Genomic DNA, 17602 nt, shown 5'->3' with positions numbered 1-17602 from the left:
GTTCTCGGAGGCGGGATCTCGCCTGCTTCCGGGGGCGCGCACACAAACGGCCGTTACACAGCGTACCAGGCGGTTCAGGAGGTGAGCGCCCGGATGGAGTGGTAGACGTCGAAGACCGCCAGGCAGAGCGGCAGCAGCGTGAGCAGCACGAAGGTCTCGGCGATCTCCAGGAAGCGGCCCCAGAAGGGGGTGACGCCCTTGCGCGGCACGATCAGTCCGATGGCCGTGAGGAGCGCGGCGACGCCGGCGATGGCGGCGGAGAGCCAGACGGTACGGATGTCGAGGGCCGTGCCGTCGCCCTTGAGGGCCTCCAGGAGGAGCTCCACGGGCGGGTTCAGCGCGAGGCCGAGGCCGAGCAGGACGAGCGAGCCGAGGCCGGCGGCGAGGGCGCAGCCGACCTGCGCGGTGTAGCGGAAGAGGTGGGCGCGCATCAGCATGGCGACGCCGGTGGCGAGGGCCAGCAGCTGGCCCCACACGGTGTCGGAGAAGCCGAGGACGGCGGCGGAGCCGACGGCGACCAGGGCGCAGCCGCCGACGAGGCCGACGAGCAGCTCGTGGCCGCGGCGGGCCTGGGCGGCGATCCGGACGGCGTCGACCGGGCCCTGGGGCTCGGCGTCGGAGCCGTATCCGCCGACGCCGGTCCGGGGCGGTTCGAAGCCGATGGGGAGGCGGGCGAAGCGGGTGGAGAGGCCCGGCAGGAAGGCCAGCGCGCCGACGGCGAAGGGGGCGCAGACCGCGGCGGTCTCGGCCGGGGTGAGCTCCGTCAGGATGGCGGCGAAGCCGACCAGCACGCCGACGGCCGAGGCGAGGACGAAGGCGACGAAGGGGCCGTCCCCGCCGGGGGCGACGATCGTGAGGATCACGGCGCAGACGAGGACGGCGGTGCAGGCGAGCAGGAACTGGAGCTTGCCGATGCCCTGGCCGTCGGCGAGGGCGAGCAGTCCGGAGCCGGCGACGGCGGCGTTCGCCATCGCACCGGTGCCGAGGGCCACGGCGGAGCCGCGGTCGTCGTAGACGCGGGCGCGGACGGCGGCGAGCGCGAGGAGCAGGACGCCGGTGACGGCGGCCAGGATGCCGGGCAGGCCGTGCATGTCGTGGCGGGGCTCGGCGGTCCACAGGACGAAGGCGAGCAGCACGAGGAGGACCGCGCCGCCGAAGAGGCCGGCGCCGCGCATCAGGGCGTCGGACCACAGGGTGCGGTCCTTGGAGACGGCGGAGGCGACCGCGTCGGAGACGTCGTCGAAGACGGCCGGGGGCAGCGACTCGGCGAAGGGGCGCAGGGACAGCAGCTCGCCGTCGAGGATGCGCTGGGCGGCCAGCGAGCGGCTGCCGTCGAGGACGGTGCCGTCGCGGCGCACCAGGTGGTAGCCGACGGGGGCGCCGGGGGCCGGGGTCTGGCCGGAGAGGCGGAGCACCTCCGGGTAGAGGTCGGCGAGCGCGACGTCCTCGGGCAGTGCGACGTCGACGCGGCCGTCGGGCGCGACGACGGTGATCCGGCAGAAGCCGGTGCCGCCGTGGAACACGGTGGTGGGAGCCGACTGGCCGGCTCCGCCGGCCGTGGCTGGGGCCGTCATACTCACCTGCTGCTTCCCCTCGTGGTGATCCTGTCCGACGGGTCCCGGGCCGTCGGCCCGGGAGGGGCCGGCGGTCGTGGACCACGGGTCGTGCGCGGCGCGGGACGCCGGTGGTGCGCGGTCCCGGGACGCCGGTCGTGCGTGGCGCGGAACGCCGGTGGTGGGTGGCGTGTGCCACCCGGTCGCGCGCGGTCCGGAACGCCGGTCGCGGGCGGGCCGGGGCGCGGTTCGGGCGCCGTCTCCGCGTGCGGCGGATGTTGCGCTCCGAATGACCCGATTTTTGCGATAGTTCATGGCCACGCAAATATTTCGGGCCACCCTACCGCCCACCCGTGACCCCGCACCAAAGTAGGATCCGTCCCCGCGGACGGATCCTGTCGCCACGGGGGCGTCTGGAGGAACTTTCCGTCCGGCAACGGAAATTGGTGAGCTGTGAGCCAGATCGTCGTCAAGCGCCCACCGCGGGCCCTGCCGTCCGAAGTGCCTGACGAGCAGGTGCAGTTGCAACCCCCTCCGGAGCTGCCCCGCGGGCAGCAGGAGGGCGCGCTGATGCAGCTCCTGCCGATGCTCGGCATGGGCGGTTCCGTGGTGTTCTTCTTCATGACGCCGAACCCGATCATGCGGATCATGGGCATGGTGATGATCGCGTCGACGGTGGCCATGGCCATCGCGATGCTGGTCCGCTACCGGCGCGGGACGCAGGGGCAGCTCGCCGACATGCGGCGCGACTACCTGAAGTACCTGACGCAGACGCGGCGCGCCGTGCTGAGGACGGCCCGCCTCCAGCGGGACGCGCAGTTCTACCTGCACCCGTCGCCCGAGCAGCTGTGGGCGCTGGTGGCCGAGGGCAGCCGGATCTGGGAGCGGCGCATCGGGGACCACGACTTCGGGCAGGTCCGCGTCGGGCTGGGCAGCCAGCAGCTGGCGACCCCGCTGCTCGCCCCCGACACGGCGCCCGTGGACGAGCTCGAACCGCTGACGGCCGGGGCGATGCAGCAGTTCCTGGCGGCGCACGGCACCCTCGACGGCCTGCCGATGGCCGTGTCCCTGCGCGCCTTCTACCACCTCACGGTGAGCGGCGATCCGGAGGCGGCCCGGTCGACGGCCCGCGCCATGGTGGGCTCGCTGACCGCGCTCCACTCCCCCGAGGACCTCGTCGTCGTCGTCGCCACCGGTGACGGCGCGGCGCCGTCCTGGGAGTGGGCGAAGTGGCTGCCGCACGTGCAGGCCCCGGGGCCCGGTGACGGGGCGGGCAGCCGGCGGCTGATCACGACGGACGCGCGGGAGCTGGAGGACCTGGTCGCCGGGCGGCTCGACGGACGCCCCCGCTTCCAGGGCCCCAACCATCCGCTGCTCGACTTCCCGCACCTGGTGGTGGTGCTCGACGGGCAGTCGGTGCCGCAGACCTCCGCGCTGGCCTCGCCGGAGGGCATCCAGGGCGTGACGATCATCGAGGTCGTGCAGGGCCGGGGCGCCGGCGCCCGCGGCGACCTGTCCATCGTCGTGGAGGGCGGCGCGCTGCGGCTGGAGTCGGGGCACGGGCACGTGTACGACGGCAGCGCCGACGAGCTGAGCCTGGACGCGGCGGAGGCGCTCGCCCGGCAGCTCGCGCCGCTGCGGGTGGCGAGCGGTTCGGACGACGACGAGCCGCTGCTGGCCAACCTCGACTTCACCGACCTGCTGAACCTCGGCGACGCGGCCTCGGTCGACGTGAGCCGCACCTGGCGCCCCCGGTCCCGGTCGGAGCGGCTGCGGGTGCCGATCGGCGTGGGCGAGGACGGCGTCCCGGTCATGCTGGACCTCAAGGAGGCGGCGCAGGAGGGCATGGGCCCGCACGGACTGTGCGTGGGCGCGACGGGTTCCGGCAAGTCGGAGCTGCTGCGCACGCTGGTCCTGGGCCTGGCGGTGACGCACTCCTCGGAGACCCTGAACTTCGTCCTCGCGGACTTCAAGGGCGGTGCCACCTTCGCGGGCATGTCCCAGATGCCGCACGTGGCGGCCGTCATCACCAACCTCGCGGACGACCTCACGCTGGTGGACCGGATGGGCGACTCCATCCGCGGTGAGCTCAACCGGCGCCAGGAGATGCTGCGCGACGCGGGCAACTACGCGAACATCCACGACTACGAGAAGGCGCGGGCGGCCGGTGCCCCGCTCCAGCCGATCCCCTCGCTCGTCCTCGTCATCGACGAGTTCAGCGAGCTGCTGACGGCGATGCCGGACTTCATCGAGATGTTCGTGCAGATCGGCCGGATCGGCCGTTCGCTCGGCGTCCACCTGCTGCTGGCCTCGCAGCGCCTGGAGGAGGGCCGGCTGCGCGGCCTGGAGACGTACCTCTCCTACCGGATCGGTCTGCGGACCTTCTCGGCGGCCGAGTCCCGGGCCGCGATCGGCGTGCCCGACGCCTACTCGCTGCCGAACGTGCCGGGCTCGGGTTACCTCAAGTACGGCACCGACGAGATGGTGCGGTTCAAGGCCGCGTACGTCTCCGGCACCTACCGCACCGGCCGGCACCCGGCGGTGGCGGGCGGGCCGCTGCCGGTGGACCGGCGGCCGGTGCCCTTCACCGCGGCCCCGGTGCCGGTGCGCTACCTGGAACCGGCGGCGCAGGCGCGGGTGCCCGAGGCCCGGGAGTCCGAGGACGACGCGCTGGCCGACTCGGTGCTCGACGTGATCGTGCGCCGGCTGGAGGGGCGCGGCGTCGAGGCGCACCAGGTGTGGCTGCCGCCGCTGGACAACCCGCCGCCGCTCGACTCGGTCCTGCCGGGGCTCGCGGGCGTGGAGGGCCGGGGCCTGACGCAGCCGGGGTACGAGGCGGCCGGACGGCTCGTCGTACCGCTGGGCGTGGTGGACAAGCCGTACGAGCAGCGGCGCGACACGCTCTACCGGGACTTCTCCGGCGCGGCCGGCCACATGCAGATCATCGGCGGTCCGCAGTCCGGCAAGTCGACGCTGCTGCGGACGCTGATCTCCGCCTTCGCGCTGACGCACACCCCGCACGAGGTGCAGTTCTACGGCCTCGACTTCGGTGGCGGCGGCATGGCCTCGGTGGCCGGGCTGCCGCACGTCGGCGGGGTCGCCTCCCGGCTCGACCCCGAGCGGGTGCGGCGTACCGTCGCCGAGGTCTACGGCATCCTGTCGCGGCGCGAGGAGTACTTCCGCAGCGCGGGCGTGGACTCCATCCAGACCTTCCGCCGGCTGCGGGCCCGGGGTGACATCTCGGTGACCGACCAGCCGTGGGGCGACGTCTTCCTGGTGATCGACGGCTGGGGCAACTTCCGCACCGAATACGAGGGGCTGGAGCCCGCCGTCGTCGACATCGCGGCCCGCGGTCTCGGCTACGGCATCCACGTGGTCATCACGGCCTCGCGCTCGATGGAGGTCCGCGCCAACCTCAAGGACCACCTGATGAACCGGCTGGAGCTGCGCCTCGGCGACACGATGGACTCCGAGCTGGACCGCAAGATCGCCGCCAACGTGCCGACGGGGGTCCCGGGCCGGGGTCTGACGCCGGAGAAGCTGCACTTCATGGCGGCCGTCCCGCGCATCGACGGGATCAGCTCCGACAGCGACCTCGCCGAGGCGACGGCCGCGATGACGCAGGAGGTCACGCGGCACTGGACGGCGCCGGGCGCGCCCGAGGTCCGGCTGCTGCCGCGCGAGCTCGACGCGCACACGCTGCCGGCGGGCTACGCGGAACCGGGGCGCGGCGTGGCGTTCGCCATCGACGAGAACAACCTGGAGCCGGTCTTCGTCGACTTCGACCGCGATCCGTTCTTCCTGGTCTTCGGCGAGAGCGAGTCGGGCAAGTCGAACCTGCTGCGGCTGATGATCAAGCAGATCTCGGAGCGGTACGACGGCGCGGCCGCGAAGTTCTTCGTGATCGACAACCGGCGGGCGCTGCTCGACGTGACGCCGGCGACGCACCTGGCGGAGTACGTGCCCATGTCCAACAACATGGAGCACCACGTCGACGCGCTCGCCGACCTGATGCGCCGCCGCTCGCCGTCCGCCGACGTCACGGCCCAGCAGCTGCGGGACCGGAGCTGGTGGTCGGGCCCGAACCTGTTCGTGGTCGTCGACGACTACGACCTGGTGTCGACGTCGAGCGGCAACCCGCTCGCCAAGCTGACGGAACTGCTGCCGTTCGCGCGGGACGTGGGCGTCCGCTTCATCATCGCCCGCAGCGCGGCGGGCGCCAGCCGCTCGTCGTACGAGTCCTTCATGCAGCGCATGATGGAGCTCGGCGCGCAGGGCGTCCTCCTCTCCGGCGACCCGCAGGAGGGCGACGTCCTCGGCGGCGTCCGCATGCGCCCGATGCCTCCGGGCCGCGGCATCTACGTCTCCCGGCAGCGGGGCAACCCGCTCGTGCAGACCGGACGGATGCCGGAGCTGTAGGGGGGCCTTCCGGGTGTCCCGCCTCCGAGGTGACCCGCTCGTGTCGACGACGTACCGGCTTACGGCGCTTCGCGAACGGGACGACCGCGGAGGCGGGCCCCTGCCTGGAGGGCAGGACGCCCGCGCCGGCTCCGATTGCTAAGGGAAACACTTCGAGCAGCAGATCGATTCGGCTTATCCGACACGGCGGAGCGAAAGCACGCACGGGGAAGCGAAAGCACGCACGGGGTAAGGGGTCTGATGGCCCGGGTCGAGTGGGAGCAGATCGAGACGGAGGCCGCGGGGCAGCCCTCCGCCGCGATGCGGCTGAACCGGGTCCCGCCGGGCGGGACCCGGGCGGCGGCCCGCCCGGCGGTGACCGGTGCGGGTCCCTGGCACCTGCTGGCAGGGCACGGGGCAGATGATGCCCAGGACGAACTTCATCGGCGGCGACGAGTTCGGCCGCGACCCGATGGCCGGCTTCATGACGGCGCTCTCCAACAGCCCGGACGCGGCGCTCAGTTCTTCGACGCGAAGGAGCCGCACCAGCTGCTCGGCGAGCAGATGCTCCGGGTGGACGGCAAGCGGCTGGTCTACCTCAGGGCCGCCAAGGTGGACAGGCTCTACGGCCCGTCGGGTGAAGAGGAGGCGTTCCGTTTCACCCATCGGGAGAAGACGGACCTGCCTTTCCCCGGGGTGGGTGCCTTGGGCGACGCCGCCACCATGGTGAACACACGGTGCGCCAGTGCGAAGGCGAGCTACCTCAGCGTGCTCGTCACCGTCGGCGGCGAGGCCTACGGCGATGTCGCCGAACGCCGCAAGAGCCTCGGGGCCTTCGCCGTGGACCTCGTACCCGAGGTGAAGAAGGCCATGGGCTGCACGGCCTGACATCGACACGTACCCGAACCCGAACCCGAACCCAGTCCGAGGGGGACATCATGGCGTGGGACGACCGCGAGCCCGTGTTCGTGCGGAGGGGCCGCTGGGTCTACAACTCGCGAAACCCCGTGGCCCGGGTGCTGATGTTCGCGAGCGTCGTCGGCCTGGTCGGCTTCTACCTCTACGTGTCCGACACCGGCCAGTGGAGCGGGTCGGAGCTGCGCGACGCCGTCCACGAGGCGGCGCGCGATCTGGAGGCCGAGCCGCAGAAGGTGTACTTCGATTACGAGAGCATGCTCAGGGACGCCCTCAAGGCGACTGGCAAGGGGCCCGGGGCCGACCTCGTCATCACGCCCCGTCCTTCGGAGGACGGCTTCGAGATAGGCGCGGCTGCCCTGTCCGAGACCTTCTGCATGCGCCTCACTCCCCCCGAGCCGGCTCGCGCCTGGGGGAAGACCGACACCGTCAGTCTGACCGTGCGGGTCTCACAGGGCGACTGCTGAGGGAGCGACCGGCAGGCTCTCCGGCACGTCGCCGCCACGGTGGCGATCAGGCGGCGGACCGCGCCGCCGCGCGACGAGCGAGGGCGATCCCGGCTCCCCGGCTCGCACGCGGCGGAGAGCACGGGCGCCGGGGGCGGCCCGGAGCCCGGGGAGACCGTCGCGGGCATCCGCATCGGGCCGGGCTGTGCCGGCACGGCACGGCGAACGAGAACGTGGGGAACGCCGCTCCCGTGCCCCCCGACGCGATCAGGGCTCCGAGATCCGAGGGACGGCACGGGCTGGACGCGGTCGACCAGGACGGCCCGGACCCCGTTCGCGGCTTCCGCCGGGTCCGCGTCCTGGCGCGCGGGTACGCGGACTCCCGGACGCGCGACAGGGTGGGCGCCTCCCGTGCACGCCCACCCTGTGTTGCCGTCGTACGGCCGCGGTTTAGAAGAAGCCCGCCGCGCGCTTGTCGCCCGACTGGTAGGCCGGGGCGGCCTGGCGGACGGCCTTGGAGATGCCCTGCAGGGCGTTGTGGATCGCGCGGGTCTCCTGGTCCCACTTCTGGTGGGCGCCGTCGGCGGCGGTCTTCGCCTCGCCCTCCCAGGTGTTGGAGACCGAACGGATCTTCGCCTGGATGGCCTCCAGGGCCTCGTCCAGGCGCTTCGCCTGCGCGTCGATCTGGTTCGCCGCGTCGTCGAGCGAGGCGTACGTGACGAGCATGATGCCGTCGTTGCCGGCCATGGTCCCTCCGGGTGTCGTTGGTGTCGTTCAGGTGGGGTGGTGCAAGGGCTCCGACGCGGAGGTCAGAGACCGGCGATGCCCGAACGGGCCGCCTTCTCGGCGCCCGCGTCGCCGGAGAAGCCCGCGGTCACGTCGACGCCGCGCAGGGCCGCCTCGACCTCGTCGTCCGTGTTGCTGGACGTGGTCCGGGTGACCTGGATGGCCTCCTGGAAGTTCAGCATCAGCTTGGCGATCCGCACCATGCCCTGGTTGATCTCGGTCTGCTTGGCGTCGAAGGCGCCGGCGCCGATGCCCTTCCAGCGGCCTTCGAGGCTGTCGATGACGCCCTGGAGGGCCGTCAGCTGGCCCTTGACGTCATCGAACTTGCGGGTGAGCTCGTCCTGGAAATCCTTGAGACTCTGATCGCCAACCTTCAAGACTGACATGTGTCGCTCTCCCTTTCTCGGGTTCTCTGTTGAGCCGCGTCCCCGCGCTTCGCGCGGACGCAGTGAGGTGGTCTGTGGGCGTCAGGCCGCGTCAGGCGGAGCGCCGTCGGCGCGCGATGACGAAGCCCGCGCCCGCGAGGACGGCCACCGCCGCCGCGGCGATGCCGATGACGAGGCCCGTGCCGCTGCCGCCGTCCGCGTCCGCGGCCGCGCTCTCGGTGGAGCCTGCCACAGGCGCGCCGGACGTCTGCTTGCCGTCCGGGGCTTGTGTCGAAGCTGTTGCGGACGGGTCCGCCGTGGCCGACGCGCCGGACGACGGGGACGTCGTGGCCGACGGGGTCGTGGCGGCGGCTCCGCCGGTGGGCTTGTTGGTGAGGGGGTTGATGTTCGGGTCGCCCGGCTTGCCTTCGCCTCGGGAGACGTGGGCGTTGGGGCGGACGACTCCGTAACCGGCGTAGTCGCTGATGGTGCCGGGCTTCCAGTCGTCGCCCCGGCCCGCGGACTCCAGCAGGACGCGGAGGACCTGGTTCGCCGTCCAGTCGGGGTGCATGGACCAGATGAGGGCTGCGGAGGCGGAGACGAGGGCGGAGGAGAAGCTGGTGCCGTCACTCAAGCAGTACTTCGTCAGGCTCTTGTCGCAGTAACCCGGAATCTGGCTTCCCGGTGCGGCGAGGTCGATGGTGTCGCCGTGCTGGGAGTACTTGGCCACCACGCCGTCTCGGGTGGTCGCCGCGACGGCGACAGCCTCGGGGTAGCTTGCCGGGTACTGCTTCTTGTTGTCCTTCGCCCCGTTGTTGCCCGAACTCGCGAAGACCAGTTTTCCCTTGTTCTGGGCGTACTTGACGGCTTCCCGTTCGCTTCCGCCATAGTACTCGGACCCGAAGGAGACGTTGATGATCTGCGCGTCGCTGTCGGCGGCAGCCCGGATGGCTTCCTCCATGTCGAAGGCGTTGACAGCCTGTTCGTTCTGCCGCTCGGTGTTGCTCACCCGGTACGGAATCACCTTGGCATCCGGTGCCAGTCCCCTGAGGCCGCCGCCCGCTCCCGACCCGACGATGATCTCGGCGAGGGTGGTGCCGTGGCCTTCGTAGTCGTCCGTCTCGTCGCCCTTGGAGTCGGAAGCGTCCCAACCCTTGAGGACCTTGCCCTTGAGTGAGGGGGTGTCCGGATTGACGCCGGTGTCGATGACGGCGACCGTGATGCCCTTGCCGGTCGCCTTCTTCCAGATCTCCTCGGCCTTCATGGCGTCCAGATACCACTGCTGCGACCGCGCGTCGGCGGCGACTGCCGTCGGAGCGACCCCGACGAGCGATGTCGTCAGCACCGCGATCGCCGTGGTGCCGAGGAGCGCCCGCCGGAGCCTGCCGCTCTCGATCATTCGTGCCGTCATCCTGACTTCCGAGCCTTCCGAGTGGTTAGTCGATCACCGGCGGTACCGCACCGCGCCGACGGTTCGTCCAGGTCTCTTCGTCTTCCGTCAGGTAGTCGGGGCGCGAAGAGCCCTCGCGGTCCTGGTCGTCGCGATCGGGACGCTGGGTGCCGCGACCGCCCATGCCTCGGGGGCTCCCCACCACTCCGTTAGAGCTGGGGGTTCCCCGGCCGGCGGGACGCGGAGCCGTCTTGCCGTTGTTGGCGCCGACCACTCCGGCCTGGCTGGGGCGCGCCCCCGTCGCGCGACCCGCGGCGGGGCCCTCGCTGCCGACGACCGTGCCCTTCGGGATCCGCGATCCGGTGCTCCCGGAGGTGGTGCGCTGCGGGGTGCCGCCGACGATGGGGTTGGAACGGGCCGCACGGCCGGTGGCGGACTGCGCCGGGCCCGTGGCACGGCCGGTCTGCGGGGTGGCGCGCCCTGCCTGTGTCGCGGACTGTCCGGTGGCCTGCGGTCCGCCCGCCCGGCCCATGGGGCCGGTGGAGCGGCCCGTGGCCGGGGAGCTCGCCGGGTTGCCCGCGCGCCCCACGGCGGGGTTCGCCGGACCGCCGGAGCGGCCCGTGGCGGGCGAGGTCATCGGGTTGGCCGCGCGGCCCATCGCCGGGGTGCTCCTCGGTCCGCCCGAGGAGCGGCCCATGGCCGGCGAGGTGCTCGGGCCGGTCGCGCGCCCCATGCCCGTGCGCCCGGTGGCCGTGCGCGGCATGCCCGGCGTGCTGGTGACCTTGGGGCCTCCGGTACGGGGCGGGGTGCCGAGCGCGACCGGCGGCGGCATCGTGGGGCTCGTCGGGGGCGCGGTGCTCGTGGGCGCGGTCGGGGTGGGCGCGGTGTTCGTGATCGTGGGCGCCGGAGGTGTGGCGACCGCGTCGATCTGGACCTTCGTGCCCGAGGGCTGCTGCCGGATGGGGTCGGAGCCGTCGAGCTGGTCGCCTGTGCGGGGCACCGTCTGGGTCGCGCGGTCCTCGGTGGCGCTGATGGGTCCGGAGGACTCCCTCGACAGGCTGTCACGAGAGGATGTGGAACCCGACTCCGTAGGGCCGTAGTAGTTGGTGGTCGGCTTCGGCACCCCCGCCTTGTACGTCTCCGGCGGCTTCGGCATCTCCTGGGCCGCCAGGGTGCTCTGCGAGACCGCGTAGAAGGAGGCCAGGCGGTTCATCTGGTTGATGGCCTCCTGGCGGTCCTTCTCCACCGCGACGGCCTTCTGGTACTCCTCCTTCTTCTCCGTCTTCTCCAGCTCGGTGAATTCGGAGGGCTTCCGCTGGTCGGCGCGGGTGTCGCGCGGCGGGGCGGCGTTGCGGACGGAGGTGAGGCCGTCGTTGGCGACCTTCATCTGGGCGCTCACCGCGTTGGCGACCTTGCCGATGCCCCAGGCGTAGGTGACGACCTCGGAGCCGTACCGCTGGAACTCGATGGCGGCCTCGCCCTTCCAGTCCACGCTGCGGACGAAGGCGTCCAGGGCCTTCGCGGCCTTGTTGAGGTCGGTGGTGGCCTTCTCCAGGGCGCGGCCGGCTTCCGCCAGCCGGGCGGGCTGCGCGCTTTCGAGGAGGTCGAGCATGGCGTTGAGCCGCTGGCCCTCGAAGGAGGTCTCGCCGTAGACGCTGCCCTTGGGCAGGAGGCGGAAGTCGCCGCCGAAGGGGAGGGGGAAGCGGATGTCGTCCAGGGTCTCCAGGACGTCCGTGGTCTGGTACTTGGCCTCGATCTGGGCCGAGTCCTTCTTCTGCTGCTGTTCCTGCGGCGTCAGCTCCGGGGCCGGGGGCGTGCTCGGGTTCGGGTTCTTCTCTTCACTCATCGGTCATCACCCCATGTCCTTGGCGACGGAGCTGGATCCCTCGCGCGCTGCCGCAGGCTGCTTCGGGTCCTTGCTCCGGGCCTGCTCCTCGCGCTCGATCGCCTCCGCGCGCTCCTGGTCCAGGCGTGCCTGGATGGCGTGGAACTGCCGGCGCTGGTCGTCCTCCACGTTGGCGTAGCCGACGTCGGCGGCGTGGACGCCGATCGAGAGGAGTTCGATCTGGCCGCTGAGGGACTTCGACAGGGCGACGAGCGAGGCGTGGACCCGCTCGTACTCCGTGAAGAAGCCGTCCGCCTCGGCGAAGGCGATGCCGGTGCCGAACGATTCGCGCGTCACGCGGGCCTCGGCGTTGAGCTGCCCGGAGCCGCCCGCGCTCGCCTCCAGGTTGGCGATGACCGTCTGGACGTCGCTCTGGAACTTCTTCAGCGCGCCAACGCCGAGTTCGAGGTCACTCGCCATGACCGCCCCCGTCACCCGTCACGTACGTCACGAGTCAAACCTCCCCGTTTGCTCCTGCTGTCCTGCATTGCGATCGTGGCGACTCGTCACCCACCGATCGCGTGCCTACCACTGTAGTGATGGCGACTGACAGCCCCAAGTCTCTTGTTCGTCACGAGACTTCTACAGTTCGACGCTATCAGCCGTGTGCTTCTGCAATGATCACCGGTCCGTCAGGGCCGCTCGTCTCCTCCGGTGGTCCCGCAGCGCGACCGCCGTGCCCGCGATCGCCGCCACCAGGACGCCCCCGCTGACGACCACGTAGGTGGCCAGGCGGGCGGCGCGCTGTTCGGGGGTCTCGCCGAGGTGGACGGCGGCCGGGGTCGGGGCCTCGGCTCGGGTCATCCCCTCGTGCGCGACGGGCTTCTCCAGGGGCTTGTCGTCCTCGGTCAGGGCCCTGACCGGGTCGACGACGCCCCAGCCGACGAGGCGGTCGTGGCCGGCGACCGAGCGTTCGGCGGTCTGCTGGATCTGGGCGACGATCTGCTTCTGGGTCCACTTGCCGTGCTTCGCCTTGATCAGGGCGGCGAGGCCGGCGACGTACGGGGCGGAGAAGCTGGTGCCGTTGTCGGCGCAGTGGCCGCCGCCGGGGACCGTGGAGACCATGTCGACGCCGGGGGCGGCGACGCCGACGAAGTCGCCGGACTGGGAGAACTGGGCGCGTTCGTTGTTGCGGTCGGAGGCGGCGACGGCGAGGACGCCCTCGTAGGAGGCCGGGTAGGTGGCTTTGACGTTGCCGCCGAGGCCGTCGTTGCCCGCTGAGGCGACGACGACGATGCCGGCGTTCAGCGCGGCTTTGACGGCCTCTTCCAGGAGCGGGGTGGGCTTCACCGCGTCCGCCGTGTCCTGGGAGATGTTGATCACGTCCGCCTTCTTGGCGATGGCGTGGCGGATCGCGGTCGCGAGGGTCGTGGTGGTGCCGTTGCCTTCGGCGTCGTTCTGCTGGATGGGGATGATCGTGGCGTCGGGGGCGAGGCCGACGAAGCCGGTGCCCTTGGCGGGGCGGGCGGCGATGATGCCGGCGACCTTGGTGCCGTGGCCGACGGTGTCGGTGGTGCCGTTCTCCTTGCCGCGCTTGAGCTTGTACCCGTTGGCGTCCTTGGCGTTCTTCGGGATCAGGTTGATCCCGCTCCTGGCGTCGACGGCCTTGGCCAGCTGGGGGTTGCGCACGTCGACGCCGGTGTCGATGACGGCGACGCGGACGCCCTTGCCGGTGGACTGGGCCCACAGTTCGTCGAGCTGGACGCGCTGGAGGGACCAGGGGCGGCCCTCGTACTTCTTGTTGGGGTAGGTGCACTGGCCGCCGTCGTCGGCCACCGCCGTGGAGGCGGTGGAGAGCGGCAGGCCGAGGGCGCAGAGCGTCGTCGTGGCGGCGAGGACCAGCAGCCGGCGGGGAGCGGTCATGAGCCCTGCGGCTGACGTGCGCCGCCGGTGGAGAGGCGGGGGCCGGTGGGCAGGAAGGTGGACCACTCGGCGGGGACGGGCAGCGGGGTGACGTCCTTGTAGCCGAGGCGGTTCTGGGCCTGCTGGGCCTCGGCCTGCCGGGCCTGCTTCTCCTCCTCGGAGCCGGAGGAGCCGATGCCGGAGTCGTCGGTGGCGGTGTCGCCGTTGGACTGCATCGCGTAGCGCAGGCCGGTGTCGGTGACGAGGAAGAGGAAGCCGCTGGAGGTGTTGGAGCCCTTGAACTGGCGGAAGAGCTGGCCGGAGCCGGGGGTGACGTAGGCGCTGCTGGAGCCGGTCGGCAGGGTGGCGGGGAAGTCCTTGCCCGCCCAGGTGCTGAGGGTGGTGGCGCCGTTGTCCTCGTCGACCGCGCGGAGCACGTTGCAGACGGTGTTGCGGCTGCCTTCGCCGGTGGCCGCCTCGTTGACGGGCACGGGGGCGGCCGTCGGCCACTTCTTGTCGGCGCCGAAGGCGTCGCCCGGCGACAGGAGGGCGCCGCCGCTGACCTTGGTGGCCTGTCCGGCCTGGCCGAGCCCGACCAGCTGGCGGCTGTTGAGCAGCAGCTTGGCCGTGAAGTCCGAGACGGGGGCGACCCGGTCCTTCAGGACGACGTACATCTGCTTCCTGGTGCCGTCGGTCGCGGAGAGGACCATGCCGACCTTGCCGACCTCGGGCGTCAGGCCGCCGACGCCGGCGGCGGCGCCCGGCTCGCCGGGGACGACGGGGAAGGAGATGGCGTCGCCCTTGTGGAGGGTGTTCAGCCACGCCTCGGAGACGCGCTGGGCGGCGCGGCCCTGGCCGACGAGCTGGCGGAGCAGCAGTTCGTCCTTCTCGACGGGGTACGCGGTGCCCCGGGCGTCGACCACGTAGCGCGTGCGGGCGGGGGCGGGGCCCTCGACGTACAGGAGCTGGCCGCCGGTCAGCCGCTCGGGACCGTCGGTCTTCGCCTCCTCGCGCGCGGCGAGGACGAAGGCGGCCTTCTGGATCGCGCGGCCGCCCTCACCGGGGCGCTCGCAGACGGCCCAGCGCTTGGGGGCGCCGGCCTCGGTCTTCTCGGGGAGGCGGTCCGGGGCGTAGGGGATGCCGAGGGTGGCGCCGTGCGGGATCTTGCCGCTGTCGAGCACGGACTCGGCGACGGTGATGATCTTGCCCTTGTCGGGGTCGAGGAGCAGCTTCGCCGACGACATGTTGAGGACCGGGTGGAGCTGGAGCTTGTCGCCGGTCTTGAGGACGACGTACCGGGTGGTCGACTTGTCGGCGATGATCACGTTCTGGCCGGGCTTGTCCCAGTCCTTGGGGGCGACGGGTTTGAACATGCCCCAGGCCCCGAAGACGGCGAGGACGACCGCGCCGACGATGGCGCCGGGCACCACCGCGCGCAGCGGGCGCGGCGCGCCTTCCTCGGAGCCCGTCGAGCTGGGCTGCACGAACTGCGCGACCAATCTCCGCTTCGCGAAGGTGTAGGCGTTCAGTTCGTCGCGTCGTGATGCCATCTGTTGTGTCGTCCCTCTCCCCGCCGGCCGACCAGGTTGCCACACTCGGCGGGTCCGTCCGCCGTCCCGCCGCCCCCTACTATGCCTGGCGGCACCCGTGTCTCACCGCTCAGGTAGGGTGATCGCCCGGTCAACGCCCAAGGGAATTCGGCTATTACGGACACGAGGGGGCAACGCGGCGATGGGTACGGCGACGCGTGCGCGCGACGGGCGGCGGACCAGCGGCCGAGCGCCTCAATCTTCCCGACGGCAACGCAGCAACGGGCCCGGTGAAGCGCCCGGGGGACCGGCGGCTCCGGAGGCCGCGCAGGCCGTCCCCGCGACGACGACGCTCCGCCCGCTCTCGCGCACCGGCCGGGTCGGCCCCGTCCATCTCCGTCAGCTCGTGCTGGTGGAGGCGGCGCTCGCGCTGGTGGCCGTCGGCTTCGTGATGGGCGGTCTCTGGCTCGTCCCGACCTGCGTCGCCGCCGGCGTCCTCGTGCTCCTCGCGGTGATACGGCGCCGCGGCCAGGCCGTGCAGGACTGGATGGGGACGGCGCTCGCGCTGCGCTCGCGCCGCCGCGACACCGCGCCGGCCTCGCCCGACGCCGACCCCTCCCTCGCCCCGGTCACGGAGAGCGTGCGGGGCTTCGGCGCCCGGCCGTACGTCGACCGCAACCACCGCACGGTCGGCATGCTGAGCGACGGCTCGTTCCTGACCGCCGTGCTGCGCGTCGAGGCGAGCGGTTCGGCGCTGCGGCCGGTCTTCGGCGCGCGCGCCTTCCCGCTGGCCCTCCTCGGTGACGCCCTGGAGGTCGACGACATCGTGGTCGAGTCGGTCCAGCTGGTGCAGCAGGTCCGTCCGGCCCCGGCGCCGCACCTCCCCCAGCAGTCGGTGGCCCGGCTCTCGTACACCCCGCTCCAGGAGCGGACCGGGGCGCCCGCGCTGCGGCTCACCTGGGTGGCGGTGAAGCTGGACCCCGAGCGCTGCAAGGAGGCGGTCGCGGCGCGCGGCGGCGGTCTGGAGGGCGCGCAGCGGTGTCTGGTCCGGATCGCGGACCATCTGGCGAGCCGGATCACCGGTGCCGGTTTCCAGGCGGTCGTCCTGGACCAGGAAGAAGTCAACTCGACGATCGCGACGGCCGCCTGCACGAGTCCGCACGCGGCCGCGCGCGCCGGCCGGGCGGACGCGGCGCCGCAGCGGCGGACGGCCGAGACGTCCCGGGTCTGGCGCTGCGACGACCGCTGGCACACCACGTACGCGGTCGGGCGCTGGCCCGAGCTGGGGCGGGGCGCGGCCCCGCTGCCGCGGCTGGTCTCGCTGCTGACCTCGGTGCCCGCCTACGCCACGACGTTCAGCCTCACCGTCCGGCGCGGGACGCGCCAGGGCGTGATGGAGGTCGGCGGCCACCTGCGGGTCACCGGCGGCTCCGACAACGAACTGGTCCGGGTGCGCCGGACCCTCGAACAGGCGGCGCGCACCGCGAAGGTCGGGCTGCTGCGGCTGGACCGCGAGCAGCTGCCGGGCGTGCTGGCGACGATGCCTCTCGGAGGTGCCCGATGAGGGGACGCGGCGGAGCGGTGAAGGGGCTGCGCGGTCTGATCGGCCCGCGGCACGCGGGGCACACCGTCCCGGCGGCCGAGCTCGGCGCGCTCTCGCTCCCGGTGGGCGACGACGGCGTGGTGATCGGCGAGGACTCCGAGGGCCGTTCGCAGCTGGTGGGCTTCCACCGCTCGACGCCGTACGACGTGCTGCTGATCGGCGGCCTGTGGACGGCCCAGGTGCTCGCGCTGCGCGCCGCCGCCACCGGCTCCCGGGTCGTGGTGGAGACCGGCCGCCCGCACGCGTGGGTGGGTCTGGCGCAGGCGGCGGGCGCCGGCCTGGAGTGCATCACGCTCCACGACGTGGGCCGGGTCCCGCCGCTGGGCGCGACCGTCGGCAGCCCCGCCGTCGTGGTGCGGGACTGCGGCATGCGGCCGCCGCGCGGGCGGGTCGTCTCCTCGCCGTGGCAGTCCGTGCTGACCCTGCTGCCGTACCTCAGCCCGGTCGCCCCCCGCCTGATGCGCGCGGCCACGCTCGTCGGCGTCCAGCGGGTCTCGCCGCAGGAGGCCCAGCAGACCGGGCGCATCCTGGGGCTGACGCAGACCGAGGTCGACGCGCTGCCGACGCTCGGGGACGGCGTGACGCTGTGGTGCGCGGGCGGCGAACGGCACTGGGTCATCACCAACGCCACGGACGCGGAGTCGGGCCTGCTGGGCACGGCCCGCCGGATGGACTGACGGGACCCGGACGGACGGACCGGCGGGGCCTGGACGGACGGACCGACGGGGCCCCGACGGACCGACGGGGCCTGGACGGACGGTCTGAGCCCGGGCGGACGGACGGATCGACGGGGCCCGGACGGACCGACCGACGGAGCACAGACCGACGGGCTGGCGGAACTCGTCGGTCCGCCTCGCGCGATCGTCCGAAGCCGCCCCCGCACGGGGACC

General features: G+C 72.6%; 13 protein-coding genes. 5 read left to right on the top strand and 8 right to left on the bottom strand.

Annotated features, from left to right (window positions below; genetic code table 11):
• Positions 1 to 74: 74 nt before the first annotated feature.
• Positions 75 to 1574: a type VII secretion integral membrane protein EccD gene (eccD, locus tag ACF1ED_RS30475; RefSeq protein ID WP_391765874.1), complete on the bottom strand. Its 1500-nt coding sequence runs from the start codon at positions 1572 to 1574 to the stop codon at positions 75 to 77.
• Between the two features lie 432 nt (positions 1575 to 2006).
• On the opposite strand from eccD, the gene eccCa reads away from it, so the two are divergent.
• The 3 genes from eccCa to ACF1ED_RS30460 all read left to right on the top strand — a co-directional run bounded on the left by eccCa (position 2007) and on the right by ACF1ED_RS30460 (position 7333).
• A complete protein-coding gene (eccCa, locus tag ACF1ED_RS30470; protein ID WP_391765872.1) occupies positions 2007 to 5972 on the top strand; it encodes a type VII secretion protein EccCa in 3966 nt (1321 codons plus the stop codon).
• Between the two features lie 240 nt (positions 5973 to 6212).
• Positions 6213 to 6839, top strand: a complete 627-nt coding sequence (locus ACF1ED_RS30465; RefSeq protein WP_391765870.1) for a hypothetical protein — start codon at positions 6213 to 6215, stop codon at positions 6837 to 6839.
• Between the two features lie 50 nt (positions 6840 to 6889).
• The gene (locus ACF1ED_RS30460; RefSeq protein WP_391765868.1) at positions 6890 to 7333 is read left to right on the top strand and encodes a hypothetical protein; all 444 of its coding nucleotides are present in this window, start codon (positions 6890 to 6892) and stop codon (positions 7331 to 7333) included.
• 429 nt (positions 7334 to 7762) lie between these two features.
• Here ACF1ED_RS30460 and ACF1ED_RS30455 read toward each other — a convergent pair whose 3' ends face one another.
• The 7 genes from ACF1ED_RS30455 to eccB all read right to left on the bottom strand — a co-directional run bounded on the left by ACF1ED_RS30455 (position 7763) and on the right by eccB (position 15130).
• The gene (locus tag ACF1ED_RS30455; protein WP_391765866.1) at positions 7763 to 8059 is read right to left on the bottom strand and encodes a WXG100 family type VII secretion target; all 297 of its coding nucleotides are present in this window, start codon (positions 8057 to 8059) and stop codon (positions 7763 to 7765) included.
• A gap of 62 nt (positions 8060 to 8121) precedes the next feature.
• Positions 8122 to 8484 (bottom strand): WXG100 family type VII secretion target, encoded by a 363-nt coding sequence (locus ACF1ED_RS30450; protein WP_043230526.1) that lies wholly within the window; start codon positions 8482 to 8484, stop codon positions 8122 to 8124.
• A 91-nt stretch (positions 8485 to 8575) separates the two neighbouring features.
• Positions 8576 to 9874 carry a S8 family serine peptidase gene (locus tag ACF1ED_RS30445; protein WP_391765864.1) on the bottom strand — a complete coding sequence of 433 codons (1299 nt, stop codon included), beginning with the start codon at positions 9872 to 9874 and terminating at the stop codon, positions 8576 to 8578.
• Positions 9875 to 9899: 25 nt separating this feature from the next.
• The gene (locus ACF1ED_RS30440) at positions 9900 to 11699 is read right to left on the bottom strand and encodes a hypothetical protein (protein WP_391765862.1); all 1800 of its coding nucleotides are present in this window, start codon (positions 11697 to 11699) and stop codon (positions 9900 to 9902) included.
• A 6-nt stretch (positions 11700 to 11705) separates the two neighbouring features.
• Positions 11706 to 12158, bottom strand: a complete 453-nt coding sequence (locus ACF1ED_RS30435; protein ID WP_391765860.1) for a hypothetical protein — start codon at positions 12156 to 12158, stop codon at positions 11706 to 11708.
• Between the two features lie 201 nt (positions 12159 to 12359).
• Complete coding sequence (gene mycP / locus ACF1ED_RS30430; RefSeq protein ID WP_391765858.1) at positions 12360 to 13601, bottom strand: type VII secretion-associated serine protease mycosin; 1242 nt, start codon at positions 13599 to 13601, stop codon at positions 12360 to 12362.
• A complete protein-coding gene (gene eccB, locus ACF1ED_RS30425) occupies positions 13598 to 15130 on the bottom strand; it encodes a type VII secretion protein EccB (RefSeq protein WP_391765856.1) in 1533 nt (510 codons plus the stop codon). Before eccB ends, mycP begins: the two co-directional genes overlap by 4 nt.
• A gap of 181 nt (positions 15131 to 15311) precedes the next feature.
• Here eccB and eccE point away from each other — a divergent pair, with 181 nt between their 5' ends.
• Complete coding sequence (eccE, locus tag ACF1ED_RS30420; protein ID WP_391765854.1) at positions 15312 to 16673, top strand: type VII secretion protein EccE; 1362 nt, start codon at positions 15312 to 15314, stop codon at positions 16671 to 16673.
• Positions 16670 to 17389, top strand: coding sequence for a hypothetical protein (locus ACF1ED_RS30415; protein WP_391765852.1), 720 nt, complete (start codon positions 16670 to 16672; stop codon positions 17387 to 17389). The genes eccE and ACF1ED_RS30415 overlap by 4 nt, the downstream gene beginning before the upstream one ends.
• The last annotated feature ends 213 nt before the right edge of the window (positions 17390 to 17602 follow it).

The sequence above is a fragment of the Streptomyces sp. NPDC014656 genome, assembly GCF_043084305.1.
Taxonomy (GTDB): Bacteria; Actinomycetota; Actinomycetes; order Streptomycetales; family Streptomycetaceae; genus Streptomyces.
Note: the sequence above shows the minus strand (reverse complement) of the source record. Positions and strands in the feature narration are given on the sequence as shown.

What these genes read in the sequence shown, in the direction of transcription:
- eccB (WP_391765856.1), bottom strand. Translation starts at nt 15,130, where the DNA reads ATGGCATCACGACGCGACGAACTGAACGCCTACACCTTCGCGAAGCGG.
- eccE (WP_391765854.1), top strand. Translation starts at nt 15,312, where the DNA reads ATGGGTACGGCGACGCGTGCGCGCGACGGGCGGCGGACCAGCGGCCGA.
- ACF1ED_RS30415 (WP_391765852.1), top strand. Translation starts at nt 16,670, where the DNA reads ATGAGGGGACGCGGCGGAGCGGTGAAGGGGCTGCGCGGTCTGATCGGC.
- ACF1ED_RS30445 (WP_391765864.1), bottom strand. Translation starts at nt 9,874, where the DNA reads ATGACGGCACGAATGATCGAGAGCGGCAGGCTCCGGCGGGCGCTCCTC.
- ACF1ED_RS30455 (WP_391765866.1), bottom strand. Translation starts at nt 8,059, where the DNA reads ATGGCCGGCAACGACGGCATCATGCTCGTCACGTACGCCTCGCTCGAC.
- eccD (WP_391765874.1), bottom strand. Translation starts at nt 1,574, where the DNA reads ATGACGGCCCCAGCCACGGCCGGCGGAGCCGGCCAGTCGGCTCCCACC.
- ACF1ED_RS30435 (WP_391765860.1), bottom strand. Translation starts at nt 12,158, where the DNA reads ATGGCGAGTGACCTCGAACTCGGCGTTGGCGCGCTGAAGAAGTTCCAG.
- ACF1ED_RS30465 (WP_391765870.1), top strand. Translation starts at nt 6,213, where the DNA reads ATGGCCCGGGTCGAGTGGGAGCAGATCGAGACGGAGGCCGCGGGGCAG.
- ACF1ED_RS30440 (WP_391765862.1), bottom strand. Translation starts at nt 11,699, where the DNA reads ATGAGTGAAGAGAAGAACCCGAACCCGAGCACGCCCCCGGCCCCGGAG.
- ACF1ED_RS30460 (WP_391765868.1), top strand. Translation starts at nt 6,890, where the DNA reads ATGGCGTGGGACGACCGCGAGCCCGTGTTCGTGCGGAGGGGCCGCTGG.
- mycP (WP_391765858.1), bottom strand. Translation starts at nt 13,601, where the DNA reads ATGACCGCTCCCCGCCGGCTGCTGGTCCTCGCCGCCACGACGACGCTC.
- ACF1ED_RS30450 (WP_043230526.1), bottom strand. Translation starts at nt 8,484, where the DNA reads ATGTCAGTCTTGAAGGTTGGCGATCAGAGTCTCAAGGATTTCCAGGAC.